Annotated in this window: 20 protein-coding genes; 11 read left to right on the forward strand and 9 right to left on the reverse strand. The window is 71.0% G+C overall.

Annotation, left to right across the window (positions count from 1 at the left end; translation table 11 throughout):
• Nucleotides 1–167 precede the first annotated feature (167 nt).
• The 4 genes from CPY97_RS02070 to CPY97_RS02085 all read left to right on the forward strand — a co-directional run bounded on the left by CPY97_RS02070 (nt 168) and on the right by CPY97_RS02085 (nt 3,968).
• Nucleotides 168–1,232 carry an enoyl-CoA hydratase/isomerase family protein gene (locus CPY97_RS02070; protein ID WP_096420403.1) on the forward strand — a complete coding sequence of 355 codons (1,065 nt, stop codon included), beginning with the start codon at nt 168–170 and terminating at the stop codon, nt 1,230–1,232.
• Nucleotides 1,229–2,089, forward strand: a complete 861-nt coding sequence (locus CPY97_RS02075) for an enoyl-CoA hydratase (protein ID WP_096420405.1) — start codon at nt 1,229–1,231, stop codon at nt 2,087–2,089. Before CPY97_RS02070 ends, CPY97_RS02075 begins: the two co-directional genes overlap by 4 nt.
• A gap of 68 nt (nt 2,090–2,157) precedes the next feature.
• Nucleotides 2,158–3,069, forward strand: a complete 912-nt coding sequence (locus tag CPY97_RS02080) for a pseudouridine-5'-phosphate glycosidase (RefSeq protein ID WP_096420407.1) — start codon at nt 2,158–2,160, stop codon at nt 3,067–3,069.
• Nucleotides 3,066–3,968 carry a carbohydrate kinase family protein gene (locus CPY97_RS02085; protein WP_161494040.1) on the forward strand — a complete coding sequence of 301 codons (903 nt, stop codon included), beginning with the start codon at nt 3,066–3,068 and terminating at the stop codon, nt 3,966–3,968. The genes CPY97_RS02080 and CPY97_RS02085 overlap by 4 nt, the downstream gene beginning before the upstream one ends.
• On the opposite strand, the gene CPY97_RS02090 is transcribed toward CPY97_RS02085, so the two are convergent.
• The 5 genes from CPY97_RS02090 to CPY97_RS02115 form a co-directional block, all read right to left on the reverse strand.
• Nucleotides 3,934–4,857, reverse strand: a complete 924-nt coding sequence (locus CPY97_RS02090; protein WP_096420411.1) for an EamA family transporter — start codon at nt 4,855–4,857, stop codon at nt 3,934–3,936. The two genes, CPY97_RS02085 and CPY97_RS02090, sit on opposite strands and share 35 nt — an antisense overlap.
• Before the next feature lie 119 nt (nt 4,858–4,976).
• Nucleotides 4,977–5,402 carry a hypothetical protein gene (locus tag CPY97_RS02095; RefSeq protein WP_150129162.1) on the reverse strand — a complete coding sequence of 142 codons (426 nt, stop codon included), beginning with the start codon at nt 5,400–5,402 and terminating at the stop codon, nt 4,977–4,979.
• Between the two features lie 497 nt (nt 5,403–5,899).
• The gene (locus tag CPY97_RS02105; RefSeq protein ID WP_096420415.1) at nt 5,900–7,273 is read right to left on the reverse strand and encodes a cryptochrome/photolyase family protein; all 1,374 of its coding nucleotides are present in this window, start codon (nt 7,271–7,273) and stop codon (nt 5,900–5,902) included.
• Nucleotides 7,274–7,336: 63 nt separating this feature from the next.
• Nucleotides 7,337–7,774, reverse strand: coding sequence for a MarR family winged helix-turn-helix transcriptional regulator (locus tag CPY97_RS02110; protein WP_096420417.1), 438 nt, complete (start codon nt 7,772–7,774; stop codon nt 7,337–7,339).
• A 303-nt stretch (nt 7,775–8,077) separates the two neighbouring features.
• Nucleotides 8,078–8,434, reverse strand: coding sequence for a hypothetical protein (locus CPY97_RS02115; protein ID WP_096420419.1), 357 nt, complete (start codon nt 8,432–8,434; stop codon nt 8,078–8,080).
• 237 nt (nt 8,435–8,671) lie between these two features.
• Between CPY97_RS02115 and CPY97_RS13360 the strand changes: the two genes are divergently transcribed.
• The 5 genes from CPY97_RS13360 to CPY97_RS02135 are packed head-to-tail and all read left to right on the forward strand — an operon-like array spanning nt 8,672 to nt 11,805.
• Nucleotides 8,672–8,830: a hypothetical protein gene (locus CPY97_RS13360; protein WP_161494041.1), complete on the forward strand. Its 159-nt coding sequence runs from the start codon at nt 8,672–8,674 to the stop codon at nt 8,828–8,830.
• A 47-nt stretch (nt 8,831–8,877) separates the two neighbouring features.
• Entirely contained in the window at nt 8,878–9,810 is a 933-nt protein-coding gene (locus CPY97_RS02120) for a metal ABC transporter substrate-binding protein (protein ID WP_231924010.1), read from the forward strand.
• Entirely contained in the window at nt 9,807–10,595 is a 789-nt protein-coding gene (locus tag CPY97_RS02125) for a metal ABC transporter ATP-binding protein (protein ID WP_096420423.1), read from the forward strand. Before CPY97_RS02120 ends, CPY97_RS02125 begins: the two co-directional genes overlap by 4 nt.
• Nucleotides 10,592–11,449, forward strand: a complete 858-nt coding sequence (locus tag CPY97_RS02130; protein ID WP_096420425.1) for a metal ABC transporter permease — start codon at nt 10,592–10,594, stop codon at nt 11,447–11,449. Before CPY97_RS02125 ends, CPY97_RS02130 begins: the two co-directional genes overlap by 4 nt.
• Complete coding sequence (locus tag CPY97_RS02135; RefSeq protein ID WP_096420427.1) at nt 11,446–11,805, forward strand: DUF1003 domain-containing protein; 360 nt, start codon at nt 11,446–11,448, stop codon at nt 11,803–11,805. Before CPY97_RS02130 ends, CPY97_RS02135 begins: the two co-directional genes overlap by 4 nt.
• Here the strand turns inward: CPY97_RS02135 and CPY97_RS02140 are convergent.
• Nucleotides 11,772–12,464, reverse strand: coding sequence for a winged helix-turn-helix domain-containing protein (locus CPY97_RS02140; protein WP_096420429.1), 693 nt, complete (start codon nt 12,462–12,464; stop codon nt 11,772–11,774). The two genes, CPY97_RS02135 and CPY97_RS02140, sit on opposite strands and share 34 nt — an antisense overlap.
• Before the next feature lie 264 nt (nt 12,465–12,728).
• Entirely contained in the window at nt 12,729–13,364 is a 636-nt protein-coding gene (gene upp / locus CPY97_RS02145) for a uracil phosphoribosyltransferase (protein WP_096420431.1), read from the reverse strand.
• Nucleotides 13,365–13,388: 24 nt separating this feature from the next.
• Between upp and CPY97_RS02150 the strand changes: the two genes are divergently transcribed.
• On the forward strand, nt 13,389–13,856 hold the full coding sequence (locus CPY97_RS02150) for a nucleoside deaminase (RefSeq protein WP_419866110.1): 468 nt from the start codon (nt 13,389–13,391) through the stop codon (nt 13,854–13,856).
• 27 nt (nt 13,857–13,883) lie between these two features.
• Here the strand turns inward: CPY97_RS02150 and CPY97_RS02155 are convergent, their stop codons facing one another.
• Both CPY97_RS02155 and CPY97_RS02160 read right to left on the reverse strand, forming a co-directional pair.
• Nucleotides 13,884–14,243, reverse strand: a complete 360-nt coding sequence (locus CPY97_RS02155) for a hypothetical protein (RefSeq protein ID WP_096420433.1) — start codon at nt 14,241–14,243, stop codon at nt 13,884–13,886.
• Between the two features lie 45 nt (nt 14,244–14,288).
• Entirely contained in the window at nt 14,289–14,660 is a 372-nt protein-coding gene (locus tag CPY97_RS02160) for a hypothetical protein (RefSeq protein ID WP_096420435.1), read from the reverse strand.
• Nucleotides 14,661–14,703: 43 nt separating this feature from the next.
• Between CPY97_RS02160 and proC the strand changes: the two genes are divergently transcribed.
• Nucleotides 14,704–15,534, forward strand: coding sequence for a pyrroline-5-carboxylate reductase (proC, locus tag CPY97_RS02165; protein WP_096420437.1), 831 nt, complete (start codon nt 14,704–14,706; stop codon nt 15,532–15,534).
• The last annotated feature ends 40 nt before the right edge of the window (nt 15,535–15,574 follow it).

Raw genomic sequence — 15,574 nt, forward strand, 5'->3', positions numbered from 1 at the left:
TCCTGAAGGCGTGCTGCCCCGAATTGGCGGGCGAGCATCCCGACCACCGCTCGATTCCTCGAGATCACTGGGTGCGTACTGCGCGTCGCTCTGGTAGCCCTCCCGCTACCCACATCCCCGTGCGCTGCGCCCACCCGCCCCGCGCGTCCGCCCGCTAGCGTGGTCGCATGCTCGACGTCGAGATTCGCGGACACCTTGGCCTCATCACCCTGAACCGCCCGGCCGCGCTGAACGCGCTCACCCACGAGATGGTCATCGGCATTCGGGATGCGCTGCGCACCTGGGCGGGCGACGACAGCATCCGGGTGGTCGCGATCCGCGGCGCTGGCGACCGCGCCTTCTGCGCGGGCGGCGACATCGTGGCGATGCGCGCGTGCGTCGTCGACGGTGACGTCGCCGCGGCCGCCGGCTTCTTCTTCGACGAATACCGCCTCAACAGCCTGATCGCCCGCTACCCGAAGCCGTACGTCGCCCTCATGGACGGCATCGTGCTGGGCGGAGGGGTCGGTGTCTCGGCCCACGGCTCGCACCGGGTCGTCACTGAGCGCACGCGCATCGGCATGCCCGAGACCGGCATCGGCTTCACGCCCGACGTCGGCGGCAGCTGGCTGCTGAGCCGCGGTCCGGGCGAGCTCGGCACGCACCTCGCGCTCACCGGCGCCATGGTGGGCGGGGCCGACGCGATCGCCGCGGGGCTCGCCGACGTGATGGTCGGCTCTGATCGACTCGACGAGCTGCTCGACGCGCTCGAGCGCTGCACCGAGCCCGACGATGTTGATGCGGTGCTCACGAGCCTCGCCGAGCCCGCTGGCAACGCGGCGCTGGCCGAGCACGCGGCAGCGCTCGACGCGGCGTACGCCGGCGACGACGCGGCCGTCATTCTTGACCGGATGCGCGCATCCGACAACCCGTTCCTTCAGGAGGCGGCGCGCGGCCTTGCCGGGCGCTCGCCGACCTCGCTCGCGGTCACGCTCGCGGCCCTGCGCCGCGCGGCCCGCCTCGCGAGCCTCGACGACGCGCTCGCGCAGGAGTTCCGCGTCGTCGTGCGCCTGCTCGACGAGCCCGACTTCGCCGAGGGGGTGCGCGCGCAGCTCGTCGACAAGGACCGGCAGCCGCGCTGGGCGCCTCCGACGCTCGACGACGTCGACCCCGACCGGGTCGCGTCGTTCTTCGCCCCGCTGACCGATGCGGAGCGCGCCCGATTCGACACCCCCGACTGGAGCCCCCGATGAGCGATACGACCGCAGACACGACCGCAGGCCGCCCCGCGACCGCCCTGCCCGACGGCTTCGACCCGGTTGGCGACGGTGACGGTGCGGCGTTTGCCGGCATCGTGGCCGGCCGCCGCGACCGCGTCGGACTGATCATCCTCGACCGACCCGAGGCGCTCAACGCCCTCAACCGGCAGGCCATGGATGCGGTGGTCGCCGCCGCGACGCACTTCGACCTCGACGACTCGATCGGCGCGATCGTGATCACGGGGGCGGGCCGCGCCTTCGCCGCCGGCGCCGACATCAAGGAGATGGCCGAGTTCAGCTACGCCGAGGCGACCGCCCGCGATCTGTTCGCCGGCTGGGATGCCCTCACGCGCATCCGCACGCCCCTTATCGCCGCCGTGAACGGCTTCGCGCTCGGCGGTGGCTGCGAGCTGGCGATGATGTGCGACGTGATCATCGCCGCCGACACCGCGAAGTTTGGCCAGCCTGAGATCAACCTCGGCGTCGTGCCGGGCATGGGCGGCACCCAGCGCCTCACCCGCGCCGTTGGCAAGGCGAAGGCGATGGAGCTGATTCTCACCGGCCGCATGATGGATGCTCGCGAGGCCGAAAGCGCCGGTCTCGTCGCGCGAGTGGTCGCCGCCGACGAGCTGCTCGACGACGTGCTCGCCATGGCCGACGGCATCGCCGTGAAGTCGCTACCGGCGCTGTATGCGGCGACCGAGCTTGTCGACGCGGCTTTCGAGTCGACCCTGACGGAGGGGGTCGCCCGCGAGCGCCGCGTCTTTCACGCGGGCTTCGCCCTCGACGACCAAAAAGAGGGGATGCGCGCCTTCATCGACAAGCGCGAGCCCCGCTTCACGCACCGCTGAGCACGAGCCCGTCGCCGGGTGGGTGCACCGCCAAGTCCACCCCGGCGTCCCGCCGATACAGTGGGCGCGTGACCGCACTGCAGCTTTCCCCCGAGGTGGCCGAGGCGCTCGACGCCGGGCGCCCCGTCGTCGCCCTCGAGTCGACCATCGTCAGCCACGGGCTGCCGCGCCCGCGCAACCACGAGGCCGCGGTCGAGTTCGAGGCGATCCTGCGCGAGCAGGGTGTCACGCCGGCGACGATCGCCGTGCTCGACGGCGTGCCGCGCGTCGGACTCGACGCGGTCGGCGTGCGCCGCATCGCCGAGGAAGACCTCGCCAAGGCGAGCGTGCGCGACCTGCCGATCCTCGCCGCACGCGGTGCGAGCGGGGCGACGACGGTCGCGGCGACCGCCCACCTCGCGGCGAAGGCCGGCATCCGCGTCTTTGCGACGGGCGGGCTCGGGGGAGTGCACCGCGGCGCGAGCGAGAGTTTCGACGAGTCGGCCGACCTCTCGACCCTCGCCGTGACTCCCATCACGGTCGTCTCCGCGGGCGTGAAGAGCGTGCTCGACATCGCGGCGACGCTCGAGCGGCTCGAGACGTACTCGATCCCCGTCGTCGGGCTCGGCACCACCGTCTTCCCGAGCTTCTGGCTGCGCGAGAGCGAGCACACCCTCGACTGGTCGGTCGAGACGCCCGACGATGTCGCCGCCATCATGGCCGCCCACGACGCACTCGGCCATCGGCAGGGCATCGTCGTCGCGAACCCCATCCCCGCCGACCAGCAGTGGGACCCGGCCGAGCACGACCGCGTGCTCGCCCAGGCGTTTGCGGCCGCCGATGACGCCGGCGTACGCGGCAAGGCCGTCACCCCGTTCCTGCTCGGCTACATCGTCGAGGCTTCCCACGGCCGCAGTCTTGAGGTCAACCTCGACCTGGCCCGCAACAACGTGGCGACGGCGGGGCGCATCGCGACCGCCTGGGCGGGGCGGCGCGTGTGAGCGACGCGGCCCCGCGCATCCTTGTTGTTGGTGACGTCATCAACGACATCGTCGTGCTGCCGTCGCAGCCACTGCGTGCCGACACCGACACACCGTCCACGGTGATCGCGACGCCCGGGGGGTCGGCGGCGAACACGGCGGCCTGGATCGGCTGGCACGGCGCCCCTGTCGACTTCGTCGGCCTGGTTGGAGCGGGAGACGCCGAGCACCATCGGCGCATCTTCCGCGACGCGGGGGTCACGCCGCACCTTCACGAGTCCACGACGCGCGGCACCGGCACGATCGTGATCATCGCCGAGGGCGAGCAGCGCACGATGCTCACCGATCGCGGTGCGAACGACGAGCTCGACCCCGCGTCGGTGACCGACGAGCTGTTGGCAGGGGCGAGCATGCTGCACCTGACCGGATACGGGCTCGTGAACGCGTTCACGGCCGCCGACGTGGCTCGCTTGATCGCCCGCGCCCGCGAGCACGGGGTGAAGGTCTCGCTCGACCCGGGGTCGGTGGGTTTCATCAGTGACTACGGGCCACAAGAGTTTCGTCGGGCGGTGAGCGGCGTCGATCTGCTGCTGCCGAATCTCGCCGAGGCGCGGCTGCTGATCGGGCAGCCGGACGCCACGCCGACCCACGCCGCTCTCGTGCTGCTCGACGTCGCCCCGCTGGTCATGCTGACCGACGGCGCACGCGGTGTGCTCATCGCCGAACAGTCGGGTGCCGTGCATGAACTCGCCGTCGACGCGGTTCCCGTCGTTGACCCGACGGGCGCGGGCGACGCGTTCGGTGCGGGCGTACTCGTGGCGCTCGCGAGCGGGCAGGACGTGCGGGCCGCCGCGGCCCAGGGCATGCGGGCGGCCGCGATCGCCGTCAGCCGGGCGGGGGGACGACCCCCGGCTCGGTGAGCGGTTCCGGGCCGCCGCGCGGCGGCCGGGCGCCGGCGACAGCGCCGACACTGGCGACGATGACTGCTCCGACGGCGACGACCTGTAGCACGGTCAGCACCTGACCGAGCACGAGCAGCCCCGCAAGGGCCGCCGCTGCGGGCGCAAGGCTCGACAGGATGCCGAAGACCCGGGTCGACATCGTCTTCAAGGCGACGAATTCGAGCGCGTAGGGCACGGCTGAGGTCATGACGGCGATGCCGAGAAAGACGGCGATCACGGTCGGGTTGCTGACGATGGCGCTGGTAGCCTGCGCGGCGCCGAACGGCGTGACGAGGAGCGCCGCGACGACCATGGCGACGGCGAGGGCGTCGACCCCGCGCGGCGGATGACGACCCGGTCCGACGCTGCCGAGACGCGACGACGAGACGATGTAGAGCGCCCAGAAGATGGCGGCGATCGCCGCAAAGACGATGCCGTCGACGGCGAGCGTCGCGTCGGGGTCGAAGCCGAGCATGACGACGCCCAGCGCGGCGAGCGCGACCCACACGAGGTCACGTGCTCGGCGCGTGCCGGCGACGGCGACGGCCAACGGGCCGAGCAGTTCGACGGTGACGGCGATGCCGATCGGGATGCGGTCGATCGACAGGTACATGAGGGAGTTCATGCCGCCGAGACCGAGGCCGAGCAGGACCACCCCGCCCCAGGTGCGCCGCGACCAGCCGCGGACCTGCGGCCGAATCACGGCCATGAGGATGATCGCGGCGAAGACGAGCCGCAACGTCGCGGCCCCGAGACTGCCCACCTCGCTGAAGGTGCTGCCAGCGATCGCGTTACCAAATTGGACCGAGACGATGGCCCCGACGGCAAGCGCGGTGGCGGGGACGCGCGGTGGGGCGGCGGGGCTCACTCGGCGAGTATGCCGCACAGCGGGGCGCACGTGAAAACCCCGGTTCCACCGCCCGAATATCGGCGGAACCGGGGTGAAGACGCGCCGTCCCCCGACGACGCGGCGGTCGACAGCTGCGGCTAGTCGACCGAGTCGACGCTCGGCGGCGACCAGCTGGCGGGCGAGGCGATGCTCGCGGGCGACGGAGCGCTGGGCGGCGACGGCAGCGACACCGGGCTCGGCGGGGAGTCAACGTCAACGCTCACGGGCGAGATCGGCGACTGCGCCGAGACCGGGCTGATCGGCGACACCGTGTTCGGCGAGTTGACCGAGACCGGCGAGGTGGGCGAGGGGCTCACGATGCTGTCGCTCGACACGCGGAAGGTGACATCGGCGCCGCCGGTGCCCTTCACGTCGGCCGAGGTGGCGCCGGTGCGGTCGCCGTCGCTGGTGAACAGGGGCATCGCGTTGGCCGCGGTGACCGCGCCGCCGGCCATCACGCCGAGGCTGAGGGCGCTGGCTGCACCGATGGCGATCCAGTTCTTGGGGCTGAGGTTCGTTGCCATGATCTGACTCCTTGAATGTTCTTGCTTCTCGAGCGACCGACCCGAGCGGTCGTTCACGATGAGATAACTCTCGGCGCCGTGCATGAGACGACAAGGAGGTGTGCGTGAGGGGCCTCTCATGTTGGGGCCGGCCCAGATGAGGAACCTCTCACCCGGGAGAAGGTGGCCGCGCTGGGAGAGTGTTGACGCACGGCGAATGTGCCTTTCACGGCACACAGCATGTCCCGTCCGAAAAGCCTCTCCGCTGCCGCGCTGCCGCGCTGCCGCGCTGCCGCGTTGCCGCGTTGCCGCGTTGCCGCGCCGCCGGGCTGCAGCGCCTCGCGCCATCGCGCCGCCCCGTGCCGCGCCGCACCGATGCGCGTCCCCGCCTCGCGACCACGGCTGTGTGCCATGAGAGGCACACACCCAAATCGCGCTAACCCCCTCCAGAGCTGTCGATGCAGGACGAGCGGCATGCTTCGACACACCCCCCGTGCCCGCCTGGCCAACCCGCGCGACTACGCCCGATTCTTGGCCGCCTTGACGGCCTCGTACCCGTCGAGCGCGGCCTGCCGCGACTCTTTCAGGTCGACCATCGGCTCGGGGTAGTCGTCTGTCCCCTTCTCGGGCACCCAGCGAGCCACGTACTCGTTGCGCGGGTCAAACTTCTGCGCCTGCAGCACCGGGTTGAAGATCCGAAAGTACGGCGCCGCATCGGCGCCAGAGCCGGCGACCCACTGCCAGGACGCCGCGTTCGACGCCTCGTCAGCGTCGACGAGTGTGTCCCAGAACCATTCCTCGCCGACCCGCCAGTCGATCTGGAGGTTCTTCGTCAGGAAGCTGGCGGTGATCATGCGAACGCGGTTGTGCATCCAGCCGATGTGCCAGAGCTGGCGCATGCCGGCGTCGACGATCGGGATACCCGTGCGGCCCTTTTGCCAGCGCGCCAGGCCGGCGTCATGGGGGTCGTTCCACGGGTAGGCGTCGAACTCGCGACGGTAGTTGACGGTGGCGAGGTCGGGGTTGTGAAACAGCAGGTGGTACGAGAACTCGCGCCAGCCCAGCTCGCTGAGAAACTTTGCGTGATTCTTCGCCGCAAGCCCCGACAGGCCATCGCGCAGCCGATGCCACACCTGGTACGGGCTGACCTCACCGAAGCGCAGGTGCGGGCTCAGCTGGCTGGTCACGTCGAGGCCGGGCTCGTCACGCCGGTGGTACTCGGCGAGGCGTTCCTCTGCAAGTTGCTCGAGTCGCTCGCGGCCGCCCGTCGAACCGGGGGTCCACTCGTTGCGCATGCCGCCCGCCCAGTCGGGCGCTGTTGGCAAGAGCTCCCAGCTGTCGAGGTCGTCGCCTTCGACCGCGCGACCCGGGATGCTCGCGGGCGCCTCCAGGGGAGCCCGCGGCTCATCGCGCGCCAGGCACGCCTTCCAGAACGGGGTGAAGACGCCGTAGGGGCCGCCCGAGCCGGTCTGCACCGTCCACGGCTCGAACAGCAGGCTGGCGGCGTGACTGACGGCCTCGATGTCGCGATCTTTGAGCGCGGTCTTGAGGCGAGCATCCACCTCGCGCGCTTTTCCGTAGCGGCGGTTCCAGTGCACGGCGCCCGCGCCGACCTCGTCGACGACGGCCCTGACGACCTTCTCGGCCGGGCCGCGGCGGAGGGTGAGGCTCGCGCCGAGCGCCTCGAGCTCGGCGGCGAGCGCGCTGAGGCTGTGGTGCAGCCACCAGCGGCTGGCCGCGCCGATCGGCCGCACCTCGGGGCTCTCGTCGTCGAGCACGTAGAGCACGACGACGTCGCCGCCGCGCTCGACGGCGGCGTTCAGTGCGGGGTTGTCGGCGACGCGTAGGTCGTCGCGCAACCAGACGATGGTCGGGGAGGTGTCAGCGGCCATGCCGCTCACCGTATGCACGCTTTCCGACAGTTCGCCGCGACCCGCGATGCGTCGACGGGATGCTCAGCTCGCCCCGTCGCGCAGCTTCCGGCACAGCGCGGTCAGCTGTGCGAGCTCGTCGGCGTCGAGCGATCCGCCGACCCGGCGCGAGATGGAGTCGGCGTGCGCGACGGCGACCCGCCGGAACAGCGTGTGCCCCTCGTCGGTGAGGGTGACGATGGTGCCGCGGGCATCGGTGGGGTCGGTCTGCTTCGTGACGAGTCCGCGAGTGGCGAGGCGCTCGAGCAGGCGGCTCACGCTCGGCTGGCTGAGCAGCAGGTGCGGAATCAGATCGCGGATGCGCAGGCTGCGCTCGGGTGCCCGGCTCAGGTTGAAGAGCACGTCGTATTCGGTGAACGAGATCTCGGTCGTCGGGAACTCTGCGCTCAGCTGGCGCAGCACCGACACCTGGGCGCGAAACAGCGCCTCCCATGCGTCCACTGCGAGCGACTTCTCCGCCATGGAGGTAACTCTATTCACTTGCATGGTGTCGCGCGACGCGCGCGGTGATGATTCGTCACAGGCGGGCGTTGCGGGGAGCGCTTAACGTGATTGAGGCCCGACCGTCGAGGCAAACGGTCGGGCCTCTCCCTTGCACCAAGAGTGTCCTGCAATCACATTCCGCGTCTACCGCCACAGCAAACGGTTGACGCTCTAGAAATATATAACGGGAAGGTAACGGTGTCTAGTTACCGGAACGTTATTTTTCGATGAATCTGCTGACAGTGGATGCGCGGGGCTGGCCCGGTCACGCGCATCCCGTGGTCACGCGAACGCGGCGCGCACCAGGTCGGCGACGCGGTCGAGGGTGCGCGCATCCATCTCGTCGACGTACCAGGCGGCCGGCCGCAGCAGCGACCCGTCTTCGCGCTCGGAGGTGCCTTTTTCGGTCACCCCGAACGACATGACTCCGTCGTCGACCCGCACGAAGACGACGACCGGGGTGCTGCGCCCGGTTGCGTACCCGCACCCGCCGTACCAGAGGCGCGGCTTCAGCTTCGGGCCCGCGCTGAGGATCGTGTCGTGCAGTTGCCTGCCGATCTCGGGGAATGGCTCGGGCCAGCTCGCGATCTTGTCAAGCACGGCCTGCAGGTCGTCGGCGGCTTTGTCGGTCGTGGGCATGAGGGCCCGCCTTTCTCTCGCGCCGCATTCGCGGCTGGGTGCACACAACCGGCCCGGGGTCGGGGCGGTTGCGCAATCTCCACCGCGGACGTGTCCTGACCGGGGTCAGTCCTCTCCGCGAATGTGTCAGACGAGCACTTCGTCATCGACTGCGCGAGGGCGCCGAGGCGCCTGAATCGACGATAGCAACGACTCCGATCTCACGCATCGGTCAGGCGGTGACCGCAGACTGGGCAGATGCGCGCGACAGACGATCCGGCGGCACGCCGCCTCGCCGAGGCGCTCACGGCGACCGCCGCCTCGATGCGGCAGCAGGCCGCCCTCACCGACGCGCTCGGCTTTGACGCAGCCATCGAGACCGCCCTCCGCGACGTCAGCAACGACGCGAGCCACTGAGCGTCGTCGAATCGCGCACACAGCCTGACCGGAGTACATTTTTCGGTATGCCGAAAAATCTGCGCGGGATGCTCGCGGTCGCGACCGCGGCGCTCGTCGCGCTCGCGGCGGGGTGCGCGCCGACGGGGCCGTCCGGCGGTGACGATCCCCGCGCATCCGACGACCCGGCGTCCGAACGCCCGCTCGTGCTGACCACCTTCACGGTGATCGCCGACATGGTGCGCGAGGTCGCCGGCGACCGCGTCGAGGTGCGCTCGGTGACCCGCCCCGGCGCCGAGATTCACGGCTACGAGCCGACCCCGGGCGACCTGCGTCAGGCGCGCGGCGCCGACCTCGTCATCGAAAACGGCCTCGGCCTTGAGGCGTGGTTTGCGCAGTTCATCGCCGACGTCGACGCCCCGAGCGTCACTCTCAGCGACGGCCTCGACCCCGTGTCGATCGCCGGCACCGATGAGGCGAACCCGCACGCCTGGATGTCGCCGGTTGCCGGGCAGCACTACGTCGAGCGGATCGCCGCCGCCCTCGCCGAGCTCGACCCCGCGGGCGCCGACCACTACGCCGAGCGCGCCGCCGACTATTCAGCCGAACTCGACGCCGTCGCCTCAGAGCTTGCAGCCTCGATCGAGCGCGTGCCCACCACCGAGCGCGTGCTCGTCAGCTGCGAGGGAGCCTTCTCGTACCTCGCCCGCGACCTCGGACTCGACGAGGCCTACCTGTGGCCCGTCAACGCCGACCAGCAGGCCACGCCGCAGCGCGTCGCCGCCGTGATCGACACGGTGCGCGAGCGCGAGGTGCCCGCGGTCTTCTGCGAGTCGACCGTGTCGGCCGACGCGATGCTGCAGGTCGCCGCCGACACGGGCGCGCGGTTCGGCGGCACCCTCTACGTCGACTCCCTCTCCGACCCCGACGGTCCCGTGCCCAGCTACCTCGCCCTGCTGCGCCACGCGGCCGAGACGATCGCGACGGGGCTGACCTCGTGAGCGCGACCGCGAGCATCCGCCTCGACTCGGTGACCGTGCGCTACGGCGCGGTCACCGCCCTCGACGACGTCACGCTCGCCGTCGCCCCGGCGGCGGTCACCGCGCTCGTCGGGATGAACGGGGCCGGCAAATCGACCCTCTTCGGCGCGATCACGGGTCGCCTCCGCCCCCGCCGCGGCCGGGTCGAGGTGCTAGGCGGCGCCCCCGACGCCGCGCGCCGCGCCGGCCGGGTCGCCGTCATGCCGCAGTCAGACGGGGTCGACCCCGACTTCCCCCTCACCGTCGCCGACGTCATCGCGCAGGGGCGATACGGGCGGCTCGGCGTGACCCGCCGGCTGCGCGCGGCTGATCGCGACGCCGTCGCCGACGCCCTCGCGCGCGTGCAGCTGAGCGACCTCACCGACCGGCCCATCGGCGCGCTGTCGGGCGGTCAGCGCCGCCGCGTTTTCGTCGCCCGGGCGCTGGCGCAGCAGGCCGACGTGTTGCTGCTCGACGAGCCCTACGCGGGCGTCGACGTCGTCAGCGAGCGGCTCATCGCCGACGTGCTGGCCGACCTCGCCGCGGCCGGCGCCACCGTGCTCGTCTCGACCCACGACCTCGCCACGCTGCCGGACCGGGCCGACCGGGTTGTGCTGCTCGCCCGACGCCTCGTCGCCGACGGGCCGCCCGGAGAGGTGCTCGCCCCCGAGGTGCTCGCCCGCGCATTCGGGCTGCCGCGCGACACCGACTCGCCGCGCGACGCCGACGCCGCCCGGCCGGCCGAATCCGGGGAGGCCCGCGCATGACGTGGCTCGACCTCCTCCTCGAACCGTTCACCTACGAGTTCATGCTGCGCGCCCTCGCCGCCACGACCATCGCCGCCGTCGTGTGCGCGGTGCTGAGCTGCTGGCTCGTGCTGATCGGCTGGTCGCTCATGGGTGACGCCGTCGCGCACGCCGTGCTGCCCGGGGTCGTGCTCGCCTACCTCCTCGGCGCGCCCTTCGCGATCGGCGCCCTCGTCTTCGGCCTGCTCGCCGTGCTGCTCATCGGCATCGTGCGCGACACCTCCCGCATCAAAGAGGATGCCGCGATCGGCATCGTCTTCACGAGCCTGTTTGCGCTCGGCATCGTCCTCGTCTCGATCACGCCCAGCCAGATCGACCTTGGCCACATCGTGTTCGGCAACATCCTCGGCGTGGGCCCGACCGACCTGCTGCAGATCGCCATCATCGGCGCCATCGCCCTCACCCTGCTCATCGTCAAGCGCCGCGACCTGACGCTCTTCGCCTTCGACCCGGCGCACGCCCATTCGATCGGGCTCTCGCCGCGCCGCCTATCGGCCCTGCTCTTAGGGCTCCTCGCCCTCACCGCCGTCGTCGGCCTACAGATCGTCGGCGTCGTGCTCGTCGTCGCACTGCTCATCATCCCCGGAGCCACCGCGCGCCTACTCACCGACCGCATTCAGAGGATGCTCGTCATCGCCCCGCTCATCGCCGCCGCTTCCAGCCTGGTCGGCGTCGCCACCAGCTACTACCTCGACGTCGCCTCCGGCGGCGCCGTCGTTGTCGTCAACGCGATCGTGTTCTTCACCGTCTACCTGCTGCACCCGACGAGGGGTCTTGCCGCGCGCATCCGCCGGCCCCTAACGTCAGCGGCATGACGCGACCTCTCACCAACTGGCACACCCGCACCACCCGCGACCGCACGACCGGTCAGCGGGCGGCCGACATCCTGCGCAACGGCATGGGGAGCTGGCCGTTCGTGTTCTCGTTCCTCGGGCTGATGGTCGTCTGGGCCTACCTGCAGGGCGCGATCCTCCTCATCGCCGCCAAGCGGCAAGACGCGATCTCGGCGTCACTCGCCCAACACGACTACGACACCAACGTCGCTGCCGAGCGCGAGATTCAGGAGTTGATCGAGATCAATCGGCGGCAGCTCGAACTGCTCGAACGCCTCGTCGCCGAACGCGACGGGGGCACCCGTCAGAACGTGTCGGGCGACGGCGTCGACGCGTAGCGCACCGTCACGTCGGCGTGCCGGTCGAAGCGATACCCGGCCCCGCGCACCGTGCGCACGATCTCTTCGTACGCCCCGAGCTTCGCCCGCAGTCGCCGCACGTGCACGTCGATGGTGCGCTCGTTCGGCACCTCTCCCTCGTGCTCGACGCCCTCGGCCCAGAGGGCTGAAATGAGCTCGTTGCGGTCGATCGTGCGGCCCTCGCGCAGCACGAAGTACTGCAGCAGCTCGAACTCCTTGTAGGTGAGCTGCGCGGTCTCACCGTCGAGCACGACGCGCTTGCGTGAGATGTCGACGATGACGCCCTCGTCGACGGGCGTCTTCTCGCTCTCGCCGCGGTAGCGCGACAGTGCGGCCGGGTCTTGCATGGCCAGGCGCACCACCTCGAGGTCGCGCCCGCCCGCGCCGACGGGGGCGAGGGCGACGGCGGCGTGCGTCTCGGCGGCGGGCGCAAGCTGACTCGTCACCCTCTTCAGCTCGGTCACGAGGCGGCCGAGGTCGATGCCGGCGGCCGCGGCCTTCTTCTCGTCGAGGCCGACGTAGAGCACGAAGCCGCGGGGCTCGGTCTGCGGCGGCGCGGCGGCGGCACGACGCTGCGGGTTGACCCCGGGCGCGGTCGCGGCGGGGCCAGACGTGGGGGGAGTGGGCGAAAAGGTCATGGGTCGATGTGTCCTTCAAAAGTGTGATGGATGCGCGCAGGCGACGGTCGCGGCGCGCGGGATCTCATCAGGAGCACATTCGACAGGCGTGCACGACCGCGGCGCGCATCATCATGCGCGTGGTCTCCCCGGCCGAAACGGCGGTGCGGGCGAGAGCGAGGGCGGTCATGCTTCTGAGTATTTCGTTCATCCAAGCAGAGCGTCAAGTCGCCGAGCCGTGCATCCGTCTAGACGCGCAGCCGGCGAGAAGTGAGCGCGCGCCGCTCAGCCGGCCGTGCCGTACAGCCGGTCGCCGGCGTCGCCGAGGCCCGGCACGATGTAGCCGTGCTCGTTGAGGCGCTCGTCGAGCGCGCCGAGTACGAGCGTGACATCGCGGCCCTCGACCGCCTTCTCGACGGCGGAAACGCCCTCGGGGGCCCCCAAGATGCACACCGCGGTGACGTCGACCGCGCCCCGGTCGAACAGGTACTGGATCGCCGACAGCAGTGAACCGCCCGTCGCGAGCATCGGGTCGAGCACGAAGCACTGCCGGTTCGACAGGTCGTCGGGAAGGCGCTCGGCATACACGCTCGGCTCGAGGGTCTCCTCATTGCGCACCATGCCGAGGAAGCCGACCTCGGCGCTCGGCATGAGCGCCGTCATGCCCTCGAGCATGCCGAGGCCCGCGCGCAGGATCGGCACGATGAGCGGCCGCGGCTCGCTGATCGCAAGCCCGACGGTCTCGGCCACCGGGGTCTGAATGGTGACCTCGTGCGTGCGCACCTGGCGGGTTGCCTCGTACGCGAGCAGTGTCACGAGCTCGCTCGTCAGCGCGCGGAACGTCGGCGAGGGCGTGCGTGCGTCACGCAGGACCGTCAGCTTGTGGGTGATGAGAGGGTGGTCCGCTACGTGCACTCGCATAGGCTCAATCTAACGGAGGTGGCCATGACCGCGGTGTCCGACGCCGACCTGGCCGCGATGCGTGAGGCGCTCGCGGAGGCACGCGACGCGCTCGCGACCGGCGACGTTCCGGTGGGCGCCGTCGTCGTCGACGCTCGGGGTCAGATCATCGGCCGAGGACGCAACGAACGCGAGGCGTTGGGCGATCCGACCGCGCACGCCGAGGTGATCGCCCTCCGTGAGGCGGCGCGCGCCACGGGCGACTGGCAACTGACTGGATGCACGCTCGTCGTCACCCTCGAACCGTGCGTTCTCTGCGCGGGCGCCATCCTCGCCGCGCGGATTCCGCGGGTTGTGTTCGGCGCGTACGACGACAAGGCCGGCGCCGCGGGCGGGGTCGTCGACCTGCTCCGCGAACGCCGGCTGCCGTTTCGCGTCAACGAGGTCGTCGGCGGTGTCATGGCCGACGACGCGGCGACGCTGTTGCGCGAGTTTTTCAATACGCGGCGCTGACCTCGAGGGCGTGCGCCGCGCATCCACTCACCAGAAGACGGCGAGAACGATGTTGATGAGCGCGAGGCCGCCAGCCGCGTGGAAGAACGGCTTGATCGTGCGATCGTTGCCGTTCTTGCGGGCGCGCAGCCAGCCGAGCAGGGCGGCGACGAAGACGACGAGCGCGATGGCGAGCTTCACGATGATCTTCGTGTAGTCGAGGTCGCGGTCGATGCCCTCCGCGACCCCCGTCAACAGGATGCCCGTGATCAGTTGCGTAATCGCACCCCCGAACACGGCGGTGACCGCAAAGTCGCTGTTCTTGCGCATCTGCACGAGGAAGGGGCCGACGATCGCGGCCAGGCCGATGAAGTGGCCGACGACGAGGAACTGGTAGAGGAACTCCATGCCTCAAGCCTAGCGAGCGTGGTTGAGAAAGTGGGGTGCGTCGCGTCAGTCCGCCCCGCGGATGATGATCGTGTCGGTCGGCGGGTCGACGTCGGCGCGCGGGGCGGCGACCTCGGGCTCGAGCACGATCGTGCGCGCGTCGGGAAGGGCGGCGCGGATGCCGGCCTTCACCTCGCCGAGCACGGCGACGACGTCCGCGACGGGCGTGCGGCGGCCGAAACCGAGGGTCGCCGTGACAAGCACGTCACCCTTTTCGAGGCGGTGCACGACGACCTCGCCGACGCTCTGCACACCGGCCGTGCCGACGAGCACCTCGCGAATGGCCATGGCCTGGTCGGGGTCGACTGGCCGGGCGCTCGACCCCGTTGCCGCCGTCGTGGTCTCGGTCGTGGTCTCGCGGCCGTCGTGGTCGGTCATTCCGCATCCTCCCGTTCGAGTGCCCCCAACCTACACTCGTGGCATGAGTGCACCTGGCAGCCTTCCCCCGATCGCGATCATCGGCACCGGTTCGATGGGCGGTGCGATCCTGGCCGGCCTGCGGGCGGGCGCGCCCGACGTTCGCGTGCGGGTGACCACCCGGTCGGAGGCTTCGGCGGCGGCCCTCCGCGCCGACGGAGTCGAGGCGCGCGCCGTCGAGCACGACAGCGACGCGAACGCATGGGCGGTCTCCGGTGCCGGAGTCGTGGTGCTCGGGGTGAAACCGGCGCAGATCGTCGCGGTGCTCGGGGAGCTCGCGCCGACGCTCGACCCGGCGGCGCTCGTGGTGAGCGTCGCGGCGGGCATCACGACCACGGCCATGGAGGCCGCGGCGCCCAACCCGGTAGTGCGGGCCATGCCGAACACGCCGTCCCTGGTGGGTCGGGGGGTGACGGGGGTCAGCGGGGGAGCCCGCTCGACGGCCGCGCACCTGGCGCTTGCCGACGACCTGTTCCGCCTCGTGGGGACGGTGGTCGAGCTGCCCGAGTCGCAGATCGACGCGCTGTCGACCATCTCGGGGTCGGGCCCGGCCTACGTGTTCCTGCTGATCGAGGAGTTCACCCGCGCTGCGCAGGCGATGGGGTTCGACGAAAACGTGGCGAGGCTCTTGGCGGAGCAGACGTTCATCGGCGCTACGGCGCTGCTGGAGGCGTCGGGGGAGGATCCCGAGGAACTGCGCCACCGCGTCACGAGCCCGAAGGGCACGACCGAGCAGGCGGTGGGCGTGCTGCAGGGCGCCGAGCTGAGCGCGCTATTCACCCGCGCGGCCGAGGCGGCACTCGCCCGCGCCCGCGAGCTCGCCTCCGGCGGCTAGGCCGCAGCGACTCGGGGTGGGGCGCCGAGCACCCCCATCC

Source organism: Microcella alkaliphila (assembly GCF_002355395.1).
GTDB classification, from domain to species: Bacteria; Actinomycetota; Actinomycetes; order Actinomycetales; family Microbacteriaceae; genus Microcella; species Microcella alkaliphila_A.

Coding starts and splice junctions, on each gene's coding strand:
- CPY97_RS02070 (WP_096420403.1), top strand. CDS start 168: ATGCTCGACGTCGAGATTCGCGGACACCTTGGCCTCATCACCCTGAAC.
- CPY97_RS02075 (WP_096420405.1), top strand. CDS start 1,229: ATGAGCGATACGACCGCAGACACGACCGCAGGCCGCCCCGCGACCGCC.
- CPY97_RS02095 (WP_150129162.1), bottom strand. CDS start 5,402: ATGGCAACGAACCTCAGCCCCAAGAACTGGATCGCCATCGGTGCAGCC.
- CPY97_RS02105 (WP_096420415.1), bottom strand. CDS start 7,273: ATGGCCGCTGACACCTCCCCGACCATCGTCTGGTTGCGCGACGACCTA.
- CPY97_RS02110 (WP_096420417.1), bottom strand. CDS start 7,774: ATGGCGGAGAAGTCGCTCGCAGTGGACGCATGGGAGGCGCTGTTTCGC.
- CPY97_RS02115 (WP_096420419.1), bottom strand. CDS start 8,434: ATGCCCACGACCGACAAAGCCGCCGACGACCTGCAGGCCGTGCTTGAC.
- CPY97_RS13360 (WP_161494041.1), top strand. CDS start 8,672: ATGCGCGCGACAGACGATCCGGCGGCACGCCGCCTCGCCGAGGCGCTC.
- CPY97_RS02120 (WP_231924010.1), top strand. CDS start 8,878: ATGCCGAAAAATCTGCGCGGGATGCTCGCGGTCGCGACCGCGGCGCTC.
- CPY97_RS02130 (WP_096420425.1), top strand. CDS start 10,592: ATGACGTGGCTCGACCTCCTCCTCGAACCGTTCACCTACGAGTTCATG.
- CPY97_RS02135 (WP_096420427.1), top strand. CDS start 11,446: ATGACGCGACCTCTCACCAACTGGCACACCCGCACCACCCGCGACCGC.
- CPY97_RS02140 (WP_096420429.1), bottom strand. CDS start 12,464: ATGACCTTTTCGCCCACTCCCCCCACGTCTGGCCCCGCCGCGACCGCG.
- upp (WP_096420431.1), bottom strand. CDS start 13,364: ATGCGAGTGCACGTAGCGGACCACCCTCTCATCACCCACAAGCTGACG.
- CPY97_RS02150 (WP_419866110.1), top strand. CDS start 13,389: ATGACCGCGGTGTCCGACGCCGACCTGGCCGCGATGCGTGAGGCGCTC.
- CPY97_RS02155 (WP_096420433.1), bottom strand. CDS start 14,243: ATGGAGTTCCTCTACCAGTTCCTCGTCGTCGGCCACTTCATCGGCCTG.
- CPY97_RS02160 (WP_096420435.1), bottom strand. CDS start 14,660: ATGACCGACCACGACGGCCGCGAGACCACGACCGAGACCACGACGGCG.
- proC (WP_096420437.1), top strand. CDS start 14,704: ATGAGTGCACCTGGCAGCCTTCCCCCGATCGCGATCATCGGCACCGGT.